Source organism: Secundilactobacillus collinoides DSM 20515 = JCM 1123, assembly GCF_001435975.1.
Classification (GTDB): domain Bacteria; phylum Bacillota; class Bacilli; order Lactobacillales; family Lactobacillaceae; genus Secundilactobacillus; species Secundilactobacillus collinoides.
This window is the reverse complement of sequence record NZ_AYYR01000074.1, coordinates 1-17,870: the sequence shown is the minus strand read 5'-3', so window position 1 is coordinate 17,870 and position 17,870 is coordinate 1. Positions and strand designations below refer to the sequence as shown.

Below are 17,870 nucleotides of genomic sequence, written 5' to 3'. Positions count from 1 at the left end.
CTTGCTTCCTGGAACGCGTTTCGGCTACGTGAGATTAGAACGCCTGTTAAAGGCTAAGCAAACGCGTGCCAACATCAAGCATGGAAGTTGCTTAGGTGCAACCTCTTGCTTCCTGAAACGCGTTTCGGCCATGCGAGATTAGAACACCTGTTAAAGGCTAAACAAACGCGTGCCAACATCAAGCGTGGAAGTTGATTATGTAAAACCCCTTGCTTTCCGAACCACGTTTACACTATGCAGAATTAAAAATCTACTCCATAATCAAAAAAATACCCTCGGTCGATGCAAATGCCTGTGCCAATCCGACCATAGAAAAACGCGACCTCACTAGAATTCCTAATGGATTTCCAGCAGAGGTCGCGTATTTTATGGGGTCAAAGATCTGTGTACTACTCTCATAATCTTTAAAAATTTTCGCCAAGGAGCTTCAGAATTACATAACTAAACAATCACTCCTGCTTCTTCCAAGGCAGCATGCCCAGCAACAACGTCATCAACCCAACAAGCCCTAAAGCCTTCACAGAAGCACCGTTCTGTTCATCCGTTTGTGGTAACGTCTTGGCACCATTTTGTGGGGTTTGCGCAGATTGACGTGCGCCTCCATTGGTTACAGCAGTCGGCGTCTCTAGGTCAATCTGCCCTGTTTCCGCCGTCTGAGTATTGCCATGAGCGGTGGTGTTCGTGCGATCTGTGTCCGTGGTTGCCTGGGACGTCACCGAAACGTCATCACTACCACCAGTCGAAACAGTGTTAACTGTTGGTACCACTGGCGTTTCGGGATCAGTCACCGTTTGCGGTTGTTCAGTTGGCTGGGACGGGGCAGTTGGCACGCCGCCATTTCCGCCCCCATTTGGATTCCTGATTGCTTGGTACTGGAGCGTCACAGTTGTGCTTGGTGTAGTTAGGACACCATCAACTGGCGCAGATTCCGTAGCAATCCCCACGTAGGTGTAGCCGTCAATGGTTCCTGGTGTAACCTGATAACCGTTCCCGACGTACCCCGTTTTGGTCAAAACATCACCAATCGTGTTGCCGTTTTCATCAACATAGTGAATGGTCAGCGTGGCCGGTACCGGTGTCACCAGCTGGTGCACACCGTCAACAACGACGAGGCCGGCCTTGGTCCCTTCAGTTGCGGCTAGCCCGTTGGCGGTCATGCTGAAACTGATGTAAGCCGTCTGTCCAGCCTGCGATGTCATGGTGACCCAGGCGGGAATGGTGATCTGCTGGGCACCACCGTCAAGGTAGCTGATGGGCGAAGTAAAGACGATTTTAAAGGCGGTCAAGTCGTTAAATGATATCCCAGTGTCGCCACCGATAGACTCGGCGCTCAGCCATGCTGCGTTACTGTCAGCCGGGGTGGTGCTGGTAGTGTACAGCACTTGCGCCAAGTTCTCCCAGCTTGCTGGCAGCACAACTGGACCCGTAAGTTGAACGATTGCGGTGGTGCCACGATCATCTTCCGTATTAAGCACTGCGGTATCATCAACGGATGGCAGCGTCCCAATGATCACCACGTCCTGCAACGCGGTGTCCGTGGTTGGCCGTAACTGGAGTCCAAAGGTAACTTGGTCGCCCCGCGCAACGGGAACGGTGAGCGTATCGTCAGTAGTCACCGTCCCCGCCTTGTTTTCAGCGGTGGCCTGCACACCGATCAGACTGTCAGTCTTGGTCGTAGCGCTGCTGTAGGTGGTGAAAAACACATCGGTAGTGGCGGTATTATTGTCAGCATCAGTCGTGTCCGTCATCTTGACCACATCAGAAGCCGTTGTTTCACTCACGTCCCCGGGTGCCAGAGCATCAGCATCCGTTGTGTAAGAATACAGTTGAACGTCAAACTGGGTCAGGCCGCTCGCCAGTGTTACCGGCAGCAACAGACTGTTTTGCTGTTTGGGAGCAAGGTCCTTTTTGACCCAGTCAATGTGCAGCAACGTTGCGCCCGTACCTAGGTAGTCGGCATCCGCCACGGTCACCTGCGTGTCACTGCCCGTATAGGTGATACCTTTTGGCAGCACCACGTAACTGTCGACCCCCGAAATACTCATCAGGGAGGCCGTGTTGTTTTCAACAACGACCTTTAAGCTGTTGTCGCCCAGTGCTGTCCGGCCGTCAACGGTGTTCGTAAACTTGAGCGATTCGTTAAAGACCCGCTGCGTGTTTTCAGACGGCTGAACAATTTCCAGCGTCTTGCGGCTCATGTACGCCATGTACGCATTGTAGGTTGCTTGATTAATTGGCTCGCCCGTCCCGTGTGAAGATTCGGCCACCACGTCCACGCCGACATCCGCTTGAAAATCATCATTCAGACTGGCCACCACCGTTGCCCCATCCGGCGTAAACGTTGTCCGGATGAAGTGGTTGACTAACTGGCTCTGACTGGCCACACCGCCGATTGTGGCTGACCAGTCGTTGATCGAGGTCCCAGAAACGTTCGGTTTTGGAATACTGTAAAACGACAGGTTTCCGTACAGCATCCCGCCGACTAGTTTTGTCCAAACAAATTTCAGCTTGTCAACGTACTGTGTCGTATCTGTGAGGGTATCAAGCGAATACATGCCATCCGAAACGTCAGTTAAAATGGGCGTGGTTTCAAAATCGCTGGCGCCTTCATACTGCACATAAACGTCAAAGGTCGGCAGTTCTTGCAGCGCCCCCGTGACCGCACCACCCTGAGCGTACTGCGTCGGCTTAGCCACGTAGAATGCCTGCAGATCCAGTAGGTCGTTCTGGTCGGCATCGTAAGTGAATTCATAGTCCGTCAGTGCTTGATATTCGGGACTGTATTTTTGCATGGTGGCCACATAGGCGTCCGTGTAATCATAAATGCCAGTCCCGAGAATCATGGTGCTGGTGATCGTATCGCCTGGCAGTACCTGCGGGTCAATGTTGGTAGCTGATGAGCTGCCGATGTTCACGTCGTTGATTTTTGGTGAGAAATTATAAAGCCAGTACGTGGTGCCTTCAGTTGGTACAACTTGGCTAGCCAGGTCGGCGGCCGTATAAACGGTACTGTTTGCGTGAGCTGATTGCCAGGCATCGCCGTTAATGGTCGTGCCCTGCGCCATATCAGCAGTGACCAATCGCGTGTTGGCAGCCACATCGTCAGCGAGCTTTGTGACCACGTAAAATTGATTATCAATGAGATTGTCAGTGGCGGCGTCCTGTTCCGCCAGGGTTGGCGCTGCAAGGGTGAAATACAGATAAGTCCCGCCGTCAGACTGCGTTTCGACCTGCAGCTGACCGATATTTCCAAGCGTGCCGACGTAGGTCATTTGAGCCGGCAATGTGTACCGGATAACGATTTGTGACCCGGGCTTAAAGTACGCTTGCCCAACCACTTTTTTTGGTGCTGAGACGCCAAACTGATAAACGACATAGTCTCCCGCCACCGGCGCGGCCTTACTCGTATCAAATGTCACGGCGCCCGCTTCATTAGTGACACTGCCGTCTGCGTTCGTTTGCAGAACCGCCACAAATTGGTTGGTCGTCCCGTACTTCGCCGACGAGTGCACAGTCACGGTAGCCGGCTCTCCGGCATTGATCACTGTCTCACCATTGACGTACGTTGCGCCAACAGAAATAACGGTGCCATTTGGCATACTGGCATCGGTGCTGAATACGTATTTTTTTACGGTTGAAATGCCGTTAAAAGTTTTATCAAACGCGTAGGTTAACTGGCCCGTTGCACCGTCGTAAACGGGTATTGTGTTATCGATCGCATAGGACTTCAGCGTGGCTTCATCAAGCGTTAATCCGGTTGGAATGGTCACCGTGAGTGACTGCGAATCCGTTTGACCGTTGATGCCAGCGACCACCAGGCCAAGGTCAAAAGTGGCCGAGGTATTCGTGTCCACGTCAGACTGCTCGGCGGCAACTGAGAGGGCCACGTGCGTTGTTTCTGCAATGGTGTCAGCGACGTTCTGAGCGGTATCGGCAGCCGTGTCAGCTGGTGCTGCGGTCTCACCCGTTGGCTTTGTCTTCGGCGTCTGCGCCAGATCATCAGCAGGCGACTCGGCGGCATCTTCGCTAACGATTCCTGTCTTTTCTGTTCGGGCCTTCGTGTCTGTTTCTTTCGTACCCTGTGGTACTTCAGCCGGTGCTGTCTCCTCACTAACAGGCGCAGGTGATGATGCAACCGGTGTATCATCGGCCGTGTCCCCCGTCTCTTTCGTGGTCGTCTGACCTGATGATGCTGCCGTTTCAGCATCCGCCTGTGATGTGTCTTCAACCGCAGCTGTACCCGCCGAAGCGCCAGTCACCATCGTGGTAGCGCTATCATTTATAACCGAAGCATGAACCGGCGTTGTCGTTGCTACCAATCCGAATGCAACGACACCAATGCCAGCAACCACCCATTTTTTCCCATCCTTGTATAATTTGAACCTTAACGTCTGGTGCGTGCTTCCCTTATTCATTTTCCCCACTCCTCCATGAAGTTCATGAGCGTCTCCCCAAAAAATAACGTTCATTTAATAATTCAAAATGGGCGCTTCCAAGAATGTATATTACGTACATTTTTTGTCAGCGCCCACCACTATTAATTAGTATGAGTTTATTTTATAATTAATTATTTATAAAAACAACTAAACGTATTCGAACGACAATAGGTCGAAACATTGACGGATGCACGTCCCAATTATGAGGAGATGATGAGGGGGAATCAAGGCTGTACAATGGGAACCCTATAACAAATAGCTTGCGCTGCAACAAAGTACAACGGCAAGACAAACTTCAGTCCTTCAGATATGTTTAACTGGCACCCAGGCCTCATCGAACCGCACGGAATCTTGTTCATCATTCAACACAAATAACAGTGAAGTTACAATATCCCCGTCCATCGTCAGGTTATGATCAGTTAAATAATCAAAAGTTGGTCGCAACCACGCGGCCGTTTCAATTTTCTGTGCATTCCCAATCAAAATGGTATGGACACAATGCCTAGACTGCATAAAATACGTCCGTTCACTAGCTGTTAAATCAAACTGCTCAAAGTCATTATCATCCATCATCATCCCAATTTCTGCCGGTAAATAAGTGTCCTCTGCCATTTTTTCAACTGGCAGTTTTTTTAGTTCATCCGCAGAATAACGCAACGATGCGTCCGTAATTGGCATCAATTCATTCCATGCCCGATATTCGTTCGACTGTTGCTGATTACTGGTATGTGGTCCATCCATTTCACGCAAAAACAGCCATTGGTATGCCGGTGAAGTTACTTGCTCAAAGAAGGGTCCGTTCTCAGCTCGTTTCAAAAGCGCACAATTTTCGCTCAACCGGTCAATCACCCGGCTCAGCCACAGCTGTTTTCGTTTCAACTGAGTTATCTTGTCGTCAAACTGGCGGACCACATTACTTAAATCAGGTTCGTCCAACATTGTCAGCGTTTCCTGGATCGAATATTCTGCCTGGTGTAAATATCGTGACATAAACAGTCGATATGTGTCCGTTAAATTAAACGCGCGGTCACGACTGGCCCCCACCCGAGCCGGTGCTATCAACTGTTTCTTTTCGTAATATTCAATACCTTTAACAGTAATACCAAAATACTTTGCCAGTTGTGCAGAAGTATAGACATACGGATAATGGCCATCATGAACAGTCGACTTGGTCATCACAATCACCTCACTGGCTTAACTATAACAAAAAAGGCCAGGAAGTTCCCAGCCTTTTGTGCATCATTACTCAAAATCCATTTATACCAGTGACAATTTTGAAACGGCATCCTTCGCCGCTGCACGACCAAACACGCCGCAAGTCAACAGCGAGGTCCCACAGCCAAAGTAGTCGATTCCAGTCATTTGACCATCGGCGCACGATCCACAGGCATAGAGTCCTGGAATTGGTTGGCCATTCTTACCGATAACTTGGGCGTTTGTATTGATTTTGGCGCCGGTGTATCCATCAGTACAAATTTGCGGCAACCGTAAAATATAGTACGGACCATTGATTGGAACCATGTGGCTGGCTTCTTTGTGGAAGTCGTCATCGCTACCCTTGGCACAAAGCGCGTTGTACCGGTCAACAGTAGCTTGCAGTGCTTCAGGATCAATGTCTACGTCCTTGGCCAAGTCAGCGATGCTGTCTTCCTTATAACCAAACGGCTTGCCATGGGCAGTCTGTGTTGTCAGCCCGAGGTCAGTCATTTCCGGATACTTATCCGCAACGGTCTGGCCGTATACGGCATAGCCTTCGTCATAACCGCCGTCCCATACTTTCTTAGTATATTCAAAGCAGAAATCATCTTCAGAAGCGACCCGTTTGCCACCGCCATCAATTTCAAGCACGTCATAGTTTGGTACAGTTGGTGAGCCAGGAATTGCTTCTGGGAAACGATTGCCCCACGAAGCACCGTAGAAATAGTACATCATTTGAATATATGGCACATCGACAATGTCAGCACCAGCCTGCTTGAAGAAGCGGTAGGATGCACCGTTTCCTCGACCAGTAATGACTTCAATGTTGTCCATCCGCGGGTTAAGTTCGGCTACTAGGTCAGCATTTTCGGTGTACGAACCAGAGGCAACTACGACTGCACCAGCATGAATCGTGAGGTGATCACCATTGGTGGTTTCTGCCTCAACACCTTTAACGGCACCGTCTTCAATGATCAGTTTCGAGACCTTAGTTCCAAAACGTAAATCAACACCCTTGTCTTCAGCAGACTTCACCAATGTTTCAACAAGCTCAGCACCGTAGCCGGCACTCGTGTGCGCCCGCTTCCGGTTCCGCACGCCCTTTTCACTGACGTGGGTCACGCCTGACCACTTCACACCGTTGTTAACTAAGAAACGGTTAAGGTCCGTCGAGTCCGCCGTCAATTTGTGCAGCAGTCCTTCATCCAAAGTGGGTTCATTTTTATAGAGTGTATGAATGTCATTGTAGAAATCATCGGTCGAATCAGAGATACCATTCTTCTTTTGTTCCGGCGTGTTGGCACCCATGACAAAGCCTTCCGACCGTGTTGTTGAAGAACCGTCAACTTGTTGGGCTTCGCATAAAATCACATCAGCGCCCTGTGTTTTGCCTTCAATGGCTGAAGACAGTCCAGCCATTCCGGCACCGATTACGACTAAATCAGTGTTTATTTCTTGCGTTTTTGGCACTGGCCGGTCAATGTGTCGAGCTGAGAAAGCTGTTGGATCTCCGCCGGCTTGTTGAATACAATCATCAAGTGCTGAGATGAACGCGTTTGATGAAACAGTGGCACCAGTAACGGCATCAACATCTGTTGATTGGTTACCAATTACCTGTTTCTTCAAAATATCAAACGCCATGCCGCCCATAATCCTCGTATCAGTATAGGCTGGTGTTTCAATCTGAGTAATCTGGTCATCTGCAAAAGTTGCAGAGAGCGTCATTTCACCGACACCTGGCAAGCCTTCGCGGTCCTTTAATGACTTTACAGTTGCCGAGTAAGTCCCATCTGTCAGCTTAGTATCAGTTGGGGCACTTTGTCCTAACGCTTGGCGTTTAACATCAGCCATCGCTTGGTTGAACCCACCGGATGTAAATGACGCGCCAGAAACGGCATCGACCTTAAAAGCTTTAGTGTCGTTTGCTTCTTTGACCAGCGTTGGGATAATTTTTTCACCAACTTCTGGACTATCTGCGCTTGAGACAAGTTTCACTGATTGAATCTCGTCGTTTTCAATCGTGGCAGACACAACAATTCTATTTTTAAACCCTTTTCCAGTGCCAACAAAGGTACCATTTTTTAAATGTTCAGTCATGATAAAGACCTCCTGTTGTAATCGTTTACATCTAAATCATAACTGATGAAGTAGGTTCACCGTCAAGACTTTTTGTGAAAAAGGTTCATATTTTTTTGGATACATTTGACTGCTATTACAATTCTACATTGTGTACCAAATCATCCAGTATGGCTTAAAGCTCAACTGATATTTCATTCGATCTGAATTCGCGCGAAAACCGCATTCATACGCAATTTGGTACTGTCTGAAAAAGTAAGGCTCTTTTTGAAACTGATCTTGATTCGCCGCTTTTAACTCATCAGGCGTCTCATCTTCATCTGAAATTTGTTCATCAACGACTAATAATGGCATTTCAATACTCAAGAGATGTAACGTTCTGGCATAGGATTGCAGCGACTTAAGGATATTGATTCCCATTTGGACGGCTTTATTTTCAGAGACTTTCCCATTTTTTTAATAATATCAAAGTCAATCAGCGTCAATTGAGATGGCTACTGGCCCCCAGAGATTCTAAAATTCCCTGATAGATACACGCTTCTTTGCGTCGCATATTTTGTATAAACATTGACTGATTTGCGCCACGAATAGAACTCGAAATCAAGCGAGATACCAAATTCTGAAACTAGGTCATTTAACTGTTTTAAATTATCGATAGTAAACTTAGCCTCTTCATCTTTGGCATAAACTGAGCGTAACTCTAATGCTTCAAAAATTGGAACACTCAACTCTTGGGCAATCAGCATCGCGTTTCGAAGGGTAATATTTTGTTGTGGGTCGTGAACGAGTTGTGAAATCGCTGGCCTGGAAATCCCAGTATTTTTACTCAACGCACTAATAGAATAATGACGTTGCTTTAAAATGCCAGCTAAATCATTATAAACGTAATAATCATGATTAGATTTAGTTACCATACTTTCACCTCCGAGCACAGGGTAGCAATACGTATTATAATTTAAAAATCTGTCATTATAATGACGTGTGCCAGCTGTCAGAACATTATTCTACAGACACTTGCGACCTTCCCTGATCTGGAACTAGCAACCTTACTGGTGAGCAACCATGTTGGCCTTACCTTCTCAATAATTGATACAGTCAATAATCAGAACTTACTGACAAATGACAGCGTAAATATCTATCAAATGCCCAAGAACCTCTTACAGATTGATACCGGTATCTCGTTTAACAACCGGGACGATCCGGCCGTACAGAAGTTTATTGAACTTATCTGGCAAGATGAAACTAACGCTGCAGATGCGTCGATTTTTCAATGCTAATGGTATAAAAATCACAAAGTGTCAATTGCAACCGCCGTCAAATCAACGTATCCAGCTTATCAGCAAAATTAATGAGCAAACTGCTTGTAAGCGCTTAACTTATTGACTACACTGTTCTCGAAAGACATAGTTAATCATACGTTAAGTTTTCCCAATAAGGAGGCCCATCATGACTGATATTAAAAACGTAACAGTTGCTGGTAGTGGTGTGTTAGGTAGTCAAATTGCTTATCAATCTGCATATAGTGGCAAGAATGTAACGATTTACGATATTAGCGATGATGCGGTTGCGAAGGCAAAAAATCGGGTCAAAGATTTACGGTCGCTGTATGAGCACGATTTAAACATCGATGATGCCAAATTTGAAGCCGGTTTGGAAAATCTGAGTTACTCATCCGACTTAGCAGACGCCGTGAAGGATGCCGATTTGGTGATTGAGGCCATTCCCGAAAAGCCTGAGATCAAGCACAGTTTCTATCAACAGCTCGCAAAAGTCGCCCCCGCAAAAACTATTTTTGCCAGCAACTCATCAACCTTGATTCCAAGCATGTTCATGGACGACACAGGCCGACCAGAGAAGTTTCTGAACCTGCACTTTGCTAACCAGGTTTGGTTAAATAACACTGCGGAGGTCATGGGCTCACCAAAGACTGACCCGGAAATTTATAAAGAAATTGTGGAATACGCCCGTGAAATCGGTATGGTTCCAATTCAACTTCAAAAGGAACAACCAGGCTACATTTTGAACTCCCTGCTGATTCCGTTTCTAAACGCAGGTCAGGAACTCTGGACTAAAGGTGTAGCTGACCCGCAAACCATCGATAAAACCTGGATGAAAGCAACCGGTGCGCCGCAGGGTCCGTTTGCCATCCTGGACGTGGTCGGGTTACGGACTGCCTATAATATCACCGCGACCTACGCTGCTAGCACTCAGGACAAGCAGCTTCAAGTTGTTGTGGACAGCATTAAGAAACTGTTGGACGAAGGCAAGCTTGGTCGGGAATCTGGTGAAGGGTTCTATAAGTACCCGCACCCCGCGTTTGAGGATCCTGACTTTTTGAAAATATAAAAATAGAAAAACGAAAAAGGCATCTTTATTTGATGCCTTTTCATTTTGCTATTTGATTTATCCTGCTGAAATTGAGTTGACTGTCCGGTGTTACTTTTTATCCTTACTATCCTCAGCCTTCAACCGCTCAGCCAAGTCCAAAATATACTGCTTCAACTCATCCTTAATCTCCGGATGTGTCAGCCCATATTCCACATTAGTGGTCACATAGCCCAACTTATTCCCAACGTCGAACCGATCACCCTTAAACTCATGGGCAAACACACGCTGCGTTTGATTCAACGTATCAATGGCATCCGTTAACTGAATCTCGCCACCCTTACCCGGCTTCTGGTTTTCCAAAACGCCAAAAATCTCAGGGGTCAACAGGTAACGACCAATGATGGCCAAATCACTAGGTGCTTTATCCACCGCTGGCTTTTCAACGAACTTACGAACGTTGTACAAGCCATCAGAGACTTCACTCTCAGGATCGATCACGCCATAAGCTGACACATCTTCATGAGGCACTTTCTTAACGGCCAAGATAGAAGCGTGGGTCTTTTCATACTGATCAATCAACTGTTGGGTCAATGGAACCCGATCACTCATTAGATCATCACCCAACATGACCACAAATGGTTCGTCAGCAATGAACGACTTAGCCATCCGGACAGCATCGCCCAACCCATTAGGGTATGGCTGCCGAACGAAGAATAAGTTAACGCCAATATCCGTGGTATCGTTAACCAGCTTCAATAAGCCGTCCTTACCCTTCATCTTCAAATTCTGTTCCAATTCGGGGGCAGAATCGAAGTGATCTTCAATGGATCGCTTTTGTTTACCTTCAACGATTAAAATATCAGTGATACCACTTGCTTTGGCTTCCTCGACGATAAACTGAATTGTGGGCTTGTCGACGATTGGGAGCATTTCTTTTGCTAAGGCTTTGGTTGCTGGTAGAAACCGTGTTCCTAGACCAGCTGCGGGGATAACCGCTTTACGTACTTTCATCATTTTCAATTCCTTCCTACATTCGGAAATTAAGTCCATTACATTATACCAAAACCAGCAATAATTTTAATTAAATCCACAAGTATTCCTAGAAATATTTTCCCGGATTTAAAATCTAAGTGCAACAAGTTCAAATTATACAAATAGGCCATGGAGACCTAAACTTAAAGTGCCGAAACTCTAAAGAAAGGATATCTCCATGACCCAATCCAAGAATAGCACTACCAAGCATTATCAACAACTTACCCCGGAAGAAAGAGGCGAAATTCAAGCGTATTTGAATGTGGGAGAATCTCAGGCTGAAATTGCCCGTCGGCTTGACCGTAGTCGTAGCACCATCTCACGTGAAATTAGGCGTGGTACTGTTCAACAGCGTAATTCTGACCATCTCTTTTTCACCGAATACTTTGCGGATACCAGCCAAATTCGCCACGAAAAAGCCCGTCAAAATTGCCGTTTCAGAGGCTTAGAGGAAGTCTGCTGGCTGTTCTTCAAGATGCTTAAAACAGCACTTAAACGCCGGCCACGGATTGATAGTGTTGATGGCTTTGTTCATACCTTTAAACAGGCTCATCCTGACAAACCATGCCCCTCAACACCGACTGTTTATCGGTACATTGATCAAGGTCGCTTAGACATTAAAAATATCGACCTGCCAGCCAAGCTACGACGCCATGTAAAGTCCAATCGTCACAACCACTCGTGGAAAAACAAGCGTCTAGCTGGCACTTCAATTGATGAACGACCAGACACTATCAATAACCGTGAACGCTTTGGTGATTGGGAGGGTGACCTAGTTAAAGGCAAGTGTCAGGCTAGTGAACCAGCGCTGATGACCCTGACCGAACGGCGAACCCGCTATGAGATCATCGTCAAGATTCCCAATTACCACACAGACACCTGCCTAAAAGAGCTTCAAGCTACCATTGATCAGCATCCTGGCTACTTTAAGACCATCACTTTTGATAACGGTTCTGAGTTCAAACTGTTGGACCAGATTCAAGGGCCTCAGATCTACTTTGCGCACCCTTACTCACCTTGGGAACGTGGCAGTAACGAGAACCAGAACGGTTTGATTCGAGAGTACATCCCTAAGGGTCTATCGCTACATGGTTTCTCTGATGATGACATCGCAAAGGTTCAAGAGGCGCTGAATCAAAAGCATCGCATGACACTCGGCTACGCTAACGCCGCCGAGCTTATTGAGGCTGCGCTTGCAAGCTAGCTCACGGCCTGGCTCAATGGTTGCTGCACTTGAGTCGACATTCCGGGAAATAAAATATCACATTCAATCCATAATATTAAATTATTTTAATGATGCAATTTTTAGCATCATGTCATTTTCATTATTCATAACGTCTATATAATATACTTAATCAACAATTATTTATTGAACAATATTTTTCTAAGCTACTTTCTGTTTAATTTATATTTATTATTCCGGCAGTTTTTACTGAAATGTAGGGGTTATACACTGTTGTGAATATATCAATTTGTAGATTATTAGCTTTCAAACAAATCATTAATTTATATGAAATTAAGAAAAACACATTGACTTTGCCAAAATTAAATTCTACTATCTAATTATATTTTAATTAAAATATGATTAGAGGAATGCCTAATGAAAACGCAATCATTCGCCAAGAACCACAAACATCAAGTGGTGTTAAAGAGTAAAATTCATTTCAAATTATACAAGAAAGGTAAAAGCTGGCTAATAACCGGCTTATCACTTTCATTATTTGGAGGTGTATTGTTATTAGATCAACAAAAAGTATTTGCTGATTCCTCGACAAGTCAAACAGCATCTTCGGCTGATAGCGCTTCTGAGCAAAGCAATAAATCAGAAACTGTTCAAAACCCCAATATTACGCCAAGTAATTCAAATGGCAGTTCAAATCAGCCCGCTACAGGAACTTCTGACACAGCATCTTCTACTTACATTACGTCAACCACAACAAGTACAGGACCCAATGAAGTGCCTGCGGACAAATCTAGTGGTCAACACAATAGTTCGCCGTCTACTGAACCTTCTGCGACAAGTGAGTCAAATAGTAATATATCTGATAATTCTGGTGTAGAAAACAACCAGAGCAGCACACCAACGGACCTGTCTAACGTATCTGGCACAGCGTCTTCGCCAAATGCAACTAACACGGAGAAAAATCAATCTTATTACGCCAGCACTGTTGATACTGCGCTCGGCACACAGCTGACAGACGAAATTAATGATGCATCAAACGCTAATAATTTGGCCAAAACGCAAGTGTCAAGTGCTTGGGACGATGGCTATACTGGTAAAGGAATGGTCATTGCTGTTATCGACCTTGGATTTAATCCAAATAACGATAATATGACTTTAGATGACCCTGACAGTGCTGCAATATCTCAAACAGAAGCTGAAACAAAAATCAGTAATCTTGGATATGGTGTTTATGAGAATTCAAAAGTGCCATTCTTTTATAACTATGTTGACAATAGTGACACAGAAACAAATGATGGCAAAACCGATCATGGGATGATGGTTTCAGGCGTTGTTGCTGCTGACAAACCGACCAGTGGTACCAGCCAATACATGCTTGGAACTGCTCCAGAGGCACAATTGCTTATGATGCGCGTTGTTGATGAATTTCCTAATGAACAAGCTGAAGACGTTGCTAGAGCCATACGTGACGCAGTCTATCTAGGTGCTGATGTCATCACGCTTTCAGTTGCTCAAGGGATTCCGTCTCAATCGGACACTGATCTAGAACAATCAGCAATTCAATATGCAATCGACACTGGTGTCTTTGTCTCAGTAGCCGCTGCAAACAATGGTGATTCTGCTTCGGACGCTAGTGGTGCATCAACTGGGCTTGACGATAATGGCAGTACTGAGAGCCAACCCGTCACAAACGGTGGTGCTATTGCTGACCCCGGGATTTCTCAAAATGCAATGACGGTGGCTGCTGAAACCAATTCAACTAACTTAGATTCGGCCGACTTAACAGATAGTCTTTGGACTAACATGGCTAATGTTGATACTATGGCTTATTTTTCGAGTAACGGGCCCACTTCTGATTTTACATTAAAGCCAGATATCTCTTCTCCAGGTTGGGATGTACAATCATTATCACTGCAAAATACAAACTCATTCGATGGTGATTCAGGGACGTCTTTTGCCACCCCTTATTTGGCCGGATTAGCTACTTTAGTTCTTCAAAAATTGAAGGGCACGACCTCTTTGCAGGGTGCTGACTTAGTTCGCACAGCAAAATTAATATTAAAAAATACTGCTGACCCAATGGAAGACGTCTATTATCCTGGTAACTATGTATCTCCTCGTAAAGAAGGAGCCGGTCAAGTAAATGCTGCTGCTGCGATGATAACGCCAGTCGTTATCAATACTGCTGATGGAAGTGGATCAGTCTCATTAAAACAAATTGCTGATAACACAACAAGCGAGACCTTCAACCTCACATTCACGAATTTGTCTAATACCACTGCCAGTTACACATTTAATAATTACGGTGGCGTCATGACTAACGCTATTGATGGTGTTCATACTTATGACGTTTACGATTCTGACGCCAGTATTGATACAGATACTGACGAGATCACACTTCAAGCTGGTGAAACTAAAACACTAACTTTCACGCTTACGATTGACAGCAATCAAGAAAAAGATAAATATCTTGAAGGCTTTCTAGGCTTTACCAGTACAGATGGTAATCCCGATTTAGTCGTTCCCTACATGGGATACTATGGTGATTCGACTGATGAAGACGTTTTCGATGCAAAAATCGGCAGCTCCGAAAGTATATTTGATGGTGGTTATTTAACTGATACAAATAATTACCCCCTCGGCGTTACTGACAAAGATTCATTGGAGGCATTGGTAACTCAAGGGAGCGATGGTTATTACAGCTTCACCACAGCAGCTGAATTAAGCCAAGATAGCAAAACGGCCATTTCTCCGAATGGCGACAATAATTTCGATAACCTTTCTCCTCTTGTCTACACACTGCAAAATTTGAAAGATTTAAAGGCTGAAGTAGTCGATGCAAATGGTAATATTGTTAGAATTATTGCTGATCAACAAGATGTTGATAAATCTAATAATGACGGTGACGATCCTCAAGACATTCGACTGGGTATCGACATGCAAAATGATCAAACTTTGTTTAATTGGGACGGCACCATTTATAATCAATTAACAGGTGAGTACGAAACTGCCCCAGATGGACAATACACCTATGAATTAGTGGGCACATTAGTTAATGACGGTGCTAATCAGGTTCAGACATTGGCTTTTCCCGTTAAAGTTGATACAGTAGCGCCATCACTAAGTGCCACATACGATGCTTCAACCCATACTATTTCGGGTACGTATAGCGATACTGGCGTTGGCTTTACGGATTACTCTAATTTAGAGTTGCAGATTAATGACCAGTCATATGCAATCAACTTAAAAGGCACATTCTCCAATGATAGTCAAACTCAGGGTAATTTTAGTTTCAGCCTCACAGATGCCGAATTGTCTGCACTTGCTACGGCAACCCCTCAAGTAACACTGTCCTTGGCTGATACAGCCGATAATAAAACAACAATTTTAGTTGATTCCCCTGATGATACTTCCAAAAACACTGGTATTGCTATTTGGAACGCCATCAATGGGCAACCCTTTGATACATCTTCATCTGACTACAATGCAACATCCAATACCTTTGATTTAAAAGGGAGTTCAAATAGTCCATTCTATCTCGATGGTACGCTTGTCACACCAATAAATGGCACTTTCAATGTGCAGGTCGATGCTGATTCAACATTAAATTTTACTTCTGATGCTGCTGGGACAAACCTTATTAGATCATTTACTCACACAAGTACTGAACCGTTCCTGCAATGGCAGAAATTGGGTGAAACGTTTGATATAACGCATCAGGCTAGTAAATATGTAACAAATCAAAAACAAATTACTATTAAAGCTCTTGTGAACGATGAACCCGACGTGAAAGTCTATGTCCTTGGAATGACTAGCACAGGTCAATTCACCCAAATTTACTATCCGGACAGTGTTGAAGACGGAGTAGCAACTTTTACCTTTGACTTGGGCGACAGTACTGCCTTGTACGGCAGTGTTGTCGTCGATACACCTGGCCCTTCGGCTAACGATGGTCTTACGTATACATCTCAAGGTAAATACTCTATTTTCAGCGGAGAAAACATCGATATTCAGTACGATGCAGATGCACCTGATTTTCAAACAGCTTCTACCGAGGCAGAACTTGGTACAGCATCTACTACTTCGACTCAAACCGATCCGACAACTGCTACTATTCCATCCACACAACCTGGTTTCGAACTAGCAGATGCGACCTATTATGCAACACCAAACAGCGATATCCATTTTGACAATCTAAACGATATGAATACTGTTCGTTATGGCCAAGATGCTATAACAGATGGTTATTATGATCCAGCTACTGAAATGTTTACGATAACAGGTACAATTGATTCAGCAGCGACTGACTTTCAATTTCATGCAGATGATTTACCAGCTTCAGAAAAGAGCTTAACGGTCAACCCAGACGGCACTTTTGTCTACAAGATTCATATGGATCCGACGTCCGAAAGAAACATTGGCTACTCATATGTGGCCAACAGAAAAACAGTCGTTGGAGATGCTGTTTTAATTTTGGATACCAGCAATCCTGATTTGGAACTCGACAACACCTCATCTTGGACTGATGATGGTGACAACACTTATGAAGTGACAAGTTACGACCCAACATTTACATTAAGCGGAACAGCTTATGATAATTTGGATGATTATGCTCTGACTATCAACGGCAATAACATTTATCGTGAACAACACAACACAGGGGTCGATTACATTTCCGACTTCTACAAAAGTGCTGACGGGACAATTCTAAGTGATGATACCAATCCTTATACACCTGTTGCCTTCACTAACACATACAAATTAATAGACAATCCCGATTCTGCAACAAATGACAATACATTTCTGATTACCTTAACCGACCAAGTTGGTAATACAGTGACCAAAAAGGTGATTGTTCACTACGTTTCTGAATCAAGATTTCAAGATCGCTGGCTTGCTGAATGGACGCTCAATCACTCTGCACCAACTGTGACTAATAATGATGAAAGTATACAGAAAACAAATTCAACAACAGATACAACACGCGGTTCCATCAATAACCAATCTAAGAGATCAGCAAGCACTAAATCAAATAAATCGACCAAGCTACCTGCTAATAACAACAGCTCATCCAAGAAGAAATCTAAACACAAGCATTCAATGACTTTAGCTTATGAAGACGGTAATTACAGAGGTACAAACCATCCAAGAGTATTAAAATATAGTGGTGCTCAGCGTAATTTCCAAAAAAATGGTTTCAATAGTTCAAAGCTGACTGACGCAAGCTCAGTTCGTTTGACCACCAACCATAAGTCTGTATACCCTGATGCCACCGGTACTAAGGGACAGTCTAATCAATCCGAATTGCCAGCGAATAGATTACCTCAAACAAGTGAAACCGCTACTCCAGTAGCAGCACTCATAGGTACTATTCTCTTAAGTATCTCGACTCTTGTTGGTTTAGCAAGTCGCTCAAAACATCGTGAACATTAGTAAACAAGGGAATTCGCTTAAACAAAGATAAGGCTTTCTATAGCTACTGAAACTTTCGAGAAAAATGTTCCTTTATGTCGCTTTTTGATAAATGTCATTTTATTGACACGTCAGGACCTACGATTCCATTACCCGGAATGTCAACTCAAGTGCAACAACCATGGAGCCAGGCCGTGAGCTAGCTT

Annotated in this window: 10 protein-coding genes; 4 read left to right on the top strand and 6 right to left on the bottom strand. The window is 44.9% G+C overall.

Features of this window, described 5'->3' with window-relative positions; genetic code table 11:
* Window positions 1-449: 449 nt before the first annotated feature.
* From FC82_RS11830 to FC82_RS11810, 5 genes are all read right to left on the bottom strand, one after another.
* Window positions 450-4,415, bottom strand: a complete 3,966-nt coding sequence (locus FC82_RS11830) for a MucBP domain-containing protein (protein WP_056997109.1) — start codon at window positions 4,413-4,415, stop codon at window positions 450-452.
* A 324-nt stretch (window positions 4,416-4,739) separates the two neighbouring features.
* Window positions 4,740-5,612 carry a MerR family transcriptional regulator gene (locus tag FC82_RS11825; protein ID WP_056997108.1) on the bottom strand — a complete coding sequence of 291 codons (873 nt, stop codon included), beginning with the start codon at window positions 5,610-5,612 and terminating at the stop codon, window positions 4,740-4,742.
* 81 nt (window positions 5,613-5,693) lie between these two features.
* A complete protein-coding gene (locus tag FC82_RS11820) occupies window positions 5,694-7,730 on the bottom strand; it encodes an FAD-dependent oxidoreductase (protein ID WP_056997107.1) in 2,037 nt (678 codons plus the stop codon).
* A 123-nt stretch (window positions 7,731-7,853) separates the two neighbouring features.
* The gene (locus tag FC82_RS11815; RefSeq protein ID WP_056997106.1) at window positions 7,854-8,129 is read right to left on the bottom strand and encodes a hypothetical protein; all 276 of its coding nucleotides are present in this window, start codon (window positions 8,127-8,129) and stop codon (window positions 7,854-7,856) included.
* Window positions 8,130-8,203: 74 nt separating this feature from the next.
* Window positions 8,204-8,623, bottom strand: a complete 420-nt coding sequence (locus tag FC82_RS11810) for a helix-turn-helix domain-containing protein (RefSeq protein WP_056997105.1) — start codon at window positions 8,621-8,623, stop codon at window positions 8,204-8,206.
* A 60-nt stretch (window positions 8,624-8,683) separates the two neighbouring features.
* On the opposite strand from FC82_RS11810, the gene FC82_RS16915 reads away from it, so the two are divergent.
* On the top strand, window positions 8,684-8,986 hold the full coding sequence (locus tag FC82_RS16915) for a hypothetical protein (RefSeq protein WP_054759942.1): 303 nt from the start codon (window positions 8,684-8,686) through the stop codon (window positions 8,984-8,986).
* Between the two features lie 169 nt (window positions 8,987-9,155).
* Window positions 9,156-10,055 carry a 3-hydroxyacyl-CoA dehydrogenase gene (locus tag FC82_RS11800; RefSeq protein WP_056997104.1) on the top strand — a complete coding sequence of 300 codons (900 nt, stop codon included), beginning with the start codon at window positions 9,156-9,158 and terminating at the stop codon, window positions 10,053-10,055.
* A 90-nt stretch (window positions 10,056-10,145) separates the two neighbouring features.
* On the opposite strand, the gene galU is transcribed toward FC82_RS11800, so the two are convergent.
* Window positions 10,146-11,048: a UTP--glucose-1-phosphate uridylyltransferase GalU gene (gene galU, locus FC82_RS11795; RefSeq protein ID WP_056997178.1), complete on the bottom strand. Its 903-nt coding sequence runs from the start codon at window positions 11,046-11,048 to the stop codon at window positions 10,146-10,148.
* Between the two features lie 199 nt (window positions 11,049-11,247).
* Between galU and FC82_RS11790 the strand changes: the two genes are divergently transcribed.
* Together FC82_RS11790 and FC82_RS11785 are read left to right on the top strand one after the other, a co-directional pair.
* Window positions 11,248-12,273, top strand: coding sequence for an IS30 family transposase (locus FC82_RS11790; RefSeq protein WP_056997103.1), 1,026 nt, complete (start codon window positions 11,248-11,250; stop codon window positions 12,271-12,273).
* A gap of 396 nt (window positions 12,274-12,669) precedes the next feature.
* Window positions 12,670-17,685, top strand: coding sequence for a S8 family serine peptidase (locus FC82_RS11785; RefSeq protein WP_056997102.1), 5,016 nt, complete (start codon window positions 12,670-12,672; stop codon window positions 17,683-17,685).
* Window positions 17,686-17,870 lie beyond the last annotated feature (185 nt).

What these genes read in the sequence shown, in the direction of transcription:
- FC82_RS11815 (WP_056997106.1), bottom strand. Translation starts at nt 8,129, where the DNA reads ATGGGAATCAATATCCTTAAGTCGCTGCAATCCTATGCCAGAACGTTA.
- FC82_RS16915 (WP_054759942.1), top strand. Translation starts at nt 8,684, where the DNA reads ATGACGTGTGCCAGCTGTCAGAACATTATTCTACAGACACTTGCGACC.
- FC82_RS11800 (WP_056997104.1), top strand. Translation starts at nt 9,156, where the DNA reads ATGACTGATATTAAAAACGTAACAGTTGCTGGTAGTGGTGTGTTAGGT.
- FC82_RS11830 (WP_056997109.1), bottom strand. Translation starts at nt 4,415, where the DNA reads ATGAATAAGGGAAGCACGCACCAGACGTTAAGGTTCAAATTATACAAG.
- FC82_RS11820 (WP_056997107.1), bottom strand. Translation starts at nt 7,730, where the DNA reads ATGACTGAACATTTAAAAAATGGTACCTTTGTTGGCACTGGAAAAGGG.
- galU (WP_056997178.1), bottom strand. Translation starts at nt 11,048, where the DNA reads ATGAAAGTACGTAAAGCGGTTATCCCCGCAGCTGGTCTAGGAACACGG.
- FC82_RS11810 (WP_056997105.1), bottom strand. Translation starts at nt 8,623, where the DNA reads ATGGTAACTAAATCTAATCATGATTATTACGTTTATAATGATTTAGCT.
- FC82_RS11785 (WP_056997102.1), top strand. Translation starts at nt 12,670, where the DNA reads ATGAAAACGCAATCATTCGCCAAGAACCACAAACATCAAGTGGTGTTA.
- FC82_RS11790 (WP_056997103.1), top strand. Translation starts at nt 11,248, where the DNA reads ATGACCCAATCCAAGAATAGCACTACCAAGCATTATCAACAACTTACC.
- FC82_RS11825 (WP_056997108.1), bottom strand. Translation starts at nt 5,612, where the DNA reads ATGACCAAGTCGACTGTTCATGATGGCCATTATCCGTATGTCTATACT.